Genomic DNA, 3,469 nt, shown 5'->3' on the forward strand with positions numbered 1-3,469 from the left:
CCCGCATCCTGGCTCCACGGTCGCGCTACGACGAAATCGTCGACGCCGTAGGCGCTTTCGCGCAAGCGCTGCCGGTCGGGACGCCGTCGGACCCGGCCGCCCAGATCGGATCGCTGATCTCGGAGAAGCAACGCGCCCGCGTCGAGGGCTACATCGCCAAAGGCATTGAAGAGGGTGCGCGACTGGTGTGCGGAGGCGGACGTCCAGAAGGACTGGACGACGGCTTCTACGTGCAGCCGACCGTGTTCGCCGACGTCGACAACAGCATGACAATCGCGCAGGAGGAGATCTTCGGACCGGTGCTGAGCATCATTCCCTACGACACCGAAGAGGACGCGATCAAGATCGCCAACGATTCGGCGTACGGACTGGCCGGCAGCGTGTGGACCAGCGACGTGCCGCGCGGCATCGAGATCTCCAAGCAGATCCGCACCGGCACCTACGCGATCAACTGGTACGCGTTCGACCCGTGCTGTCCGTTCGGCGGTTACAAGAACTCCGGCATCGGTCGCGAGAACGGGCCGGAGGGCGTCGAGCACTTCACCCAGCAGAAGAGCGTGCTGATGCCGATGGGCTACACCATCGACAGCTAGCGAAGCAGCGCGAGGCGTTGATCGAGGGCGGCGTGGAAGTGCCCGATGGCACATTCATGCCGTCCGAACTCCACGAACGCATTCGCCCCCGCGCGCAAGCCGCGCTGCACACCGACCGACATTTCGTTGTCCTCCAACGTGCCCCGCTCGACCAGGGTGGGCACGCTGCTGGGGCCGTCTTGTTGGGCGACCGCGATCAGCGCCGCTTCCTCAACCTCGGGCGTGACGAAAGTATGGGTGTTAATCATCGAGTGGTCGATATCGATCGGGTCGACCACGACCACGATCACCTGATCCGGAAACGTCGCTATCATCGCGTTCGGGAACAGCTGATAGACGAACGTCATCCGCTCTTTGGTAGTCCACACCGACTCCGGGCGGTGACGAAGTCTTTCAATATTGCGGTATGGGAAGGTAATTCGGCTGTTCGGACCGAACGTTTCCACCACGTTGAGATCGTCGTACTGTAGCGGGAAGAACGTCTCACGGTGCGTTGAGCGAATGTGGTAGCCCTCCAGGAATTGCTCGATGAGCACCTTCCAATTTATGTTCAGCACCGCAGACCCCCCGACAACGTGCCGCTGGGCCGGCGACAGTTTGTCGCGCCACGGACTGCCTTCGGTCAGCGCCGCCATTGCGTCCTCGGCGCACTCCCGCAACGGGGGCTGCACCGCATCGGGGTCCAGCGGGCCGATGACGACGAGACCATCGGCCTCACTGCTGGCGACTTCGACCAGGCCGCGCGTCGAGATGTTCAAATCCGGGAAGGCGTCCGCGTGCGGAACATGGGCAAGTGAGCCATCGAGACGGTAAGTCCAGCCGTGGTACCGGCAGACCAGCGCGTGCGAGCATCCACTGCCCTCAACCAGGGCCATCCCGCGATGACGGCAGGCGTTGCGGAATACCCGTGCCCGCCGATCACTGCCACGAACCGCGAACAACGGCGTACCGAAGCAGACGCGTTCGACATGGTCGCCTGGGTTCGGAATGGTCGCCGACGGAACGAACACGCTGGGAAGCGAGCGCAGCAACCGCAGTTCATCCTCGAATCGTTTTGGGTCGAGGTAGTTTTCCACCGGTTCGCGCCACGCCTCACCTTCATCGGTCGTCCCCGCGTCGATATGAGCGAGTACGCGGCGCACAATCTCGAAATCGTCGGCGACCAGCGGCCTTGTCAAGGGACTCACGGCGTGCCTCCCGAGTGGTTCGATGTCAGCGGTTCAGCACGAACGCTAGGCTAAAAATGAATTGACGTCAATTCTCTTTTAGGTAAGCTATCCGCGTGATCACTACCGCCGAACCGAGGACCCAAAAGGGGCGTGCGACGCGCGAACGGCTACTCGTCTGTGCCCGCGACATCGCAGTCGCCAACGATGGTCACATCGAAATCGCCTGGGTCGCAGAGGCGGCTGGCGTGGTGCCGAGCCTGGTCAACCGCTACTTCGGGTCGCGAGCGGGACTCGTCAGCGCGGTGCTGGACGATTTCTACTACCGTCTGCGCATCGAGGTTCTTGACCTCGATCTCGACGATCTTGGCACCTGGGCGCAGCACGAGCGCATCCGCCTCGAGAAGGGCGTGCACTTCCACTACACCGATCCGGCCGCTGTCGTCATCTACACCCACCTATCTCGCGAGCCCGAGGTCGCGTTGACCGAGAACCGGCACATTGACAGCGTCGTTAAACATGCCGCCGCCAGCATTCGTCGCGGCCAGAAGCGTGGCGAACTACCGTCATCCATCGATCCCGAACTGGCCGGCGCGGCGATGTTCGGCGCGATGCAGCGGGTAATGGTTGCCGCGCTGGGCCGCACACCGCGGCCGCGGCCCGACCGGGTCGTCGAAGTCCTTTGGCGACAAGTCGCCGCTGCCGTCGAGATCGACCCGTCGACTACAAGGGTGTGATCAGAACGCTTCTTCGCGCAGATCCATGACCGCCAGGTCGACATTTGCCGCGATTCCGCGATCAGCAGTCAGCCGCGGCAACACGTTCTTGACGAAAAAGTTTGCCGCAGCGACTTTTCCGTTGTAGAACGCCCGATCGGCCGCGCTCGGATCGCGGTCGAGTGCTGCCAGCGCGATCTCGGCGTGCCGCAGCAGCAGCCATCCGATCAACAGATCACCGACGGCGAGCAGGAAGGGTACCGACTCCAGGCCCACCCGGTAGAGTTCGCGGGCGCTCTGTTGAGAATCGACCAGGTAGCCGGTCATGGTGTTGACCCAACCTTGCAGATCGTCGAGTGCGGTGGTCAGCTGCTTGCGGGCGTCGGCGAGTTCGGGGCGGGCGTCGTCGCTTTCGATGAACGCCTCGATCTGTGCAACCAGGTGTTGCAGCGCCTCGCCGTGATCGCGAATGATCTTGCGAAAGAAGAAGTCCTGTGCCTGGATCGCGGTGGTGCCCTCGTAGAGGCTGTCGATCTTAGCGTCGCGGATGTATTGCTCGATGGGGTAGTCCTGCAGGAAGCCGGACCCACCAAAGGTTTGCAGCGACTCGGTCAAAGTTTGATAGGCCCGCTCCGAGCCCACACCCTTCACGATCGGCAGCAGCAGATCGTTGACCCGTTCCGCCAACTCAGCGTCGGCGCCCGACACCACGGCGGCCGCCGCCGGGTCCTGGTGGGCGGCGGTGTAGAGATACAGCGCGCGCAGGCCTTCGGCGTAGGACTTCTGCATCATCAGCGCTCGACGCACATCGGGATGGTGCATGATGGTGACTCGCGGCGCGGTCTTGTCCGTCATCTGGGTGAGGTCGGCTCCCTGGACTCGAGTCTTGGCGTATTCCAACGCATTCAGGTAACCCGTCGACAATGTCCCAATGGCCTTGGTACCAACCATCATCCGCGCATACTCGATGATCCTGAACATTTGCGCGATGCCG

The 3,469-nt window shown here is 62.8% G+C and carries 4 protein-coding genes; 2 read left to right on the forward strand and 2 right to left on the reverse strand.

What is annotated here, in order from left to right; translation table 11 throughout:
• Positions 1–593: aldehyde dehydrogenase family protein (locus WAN71_RS20990; protein ID WP_422227176.1), on the forward strand; the 593-nt coding region annotated here is incomplete at its 5' end.
• Here WAN71_RS20990 and WAN71_RS20995 read toward each other — a convergent pair.
• The gene (locus WAN71_RS20995; RefSeq protein WP_422227177.1) at positions 590–1,780 is read right to left on the reverse strand and encodes an aromatic ring-hydroxylating oxygenase subunit alpha; all 1,191 of its coding nucleotides are present in this window, start codon (positions 1,778–1,780) and stop codon (positions 590–592) included. The two genes, WAN71_RS20990 and WAN71_RS20995, sit on opposite strands and share 4 nt — an antisense overlap.
• Positions 1,781–1,875: 95 nt before the next feature.
• On the opposite strand from WAN71_RS20995, the gene WAN71_RS21000 reads away from it, so the two are divergent.
• On the forward strand, positions 1,876–2,496 hold the full coding sequence (locus WAN71_RS21000; protein ID WP_422227178.1) for a TetR/AcrR family transcriptional regulator: 621 nt from the start codon (positions 1,876–1,878) through the stop codon (positions 2,494–2,496).
• On the opposite strand, the gene WAN71_RS21005 is transcribed toward WAN71_RS21000, so the two are convergent.
• A partial coding sequence (locus WAN71_RS21005) for an acyl-CoA dehydrogenase (RefSeq protein ID WP_422227179.1) occupies positions 2,497–3,469 on the reverse strand: 973 nt, incomplete at its 5' end.

Source organism: Mycobacterium sp. (assembly GCF_049280035.1).
Lineage (GTDB): Bacteria > Actinomycetota > Actinomycetes > Mycobacteriales > Mycobacteriaceae > Mycobacterium.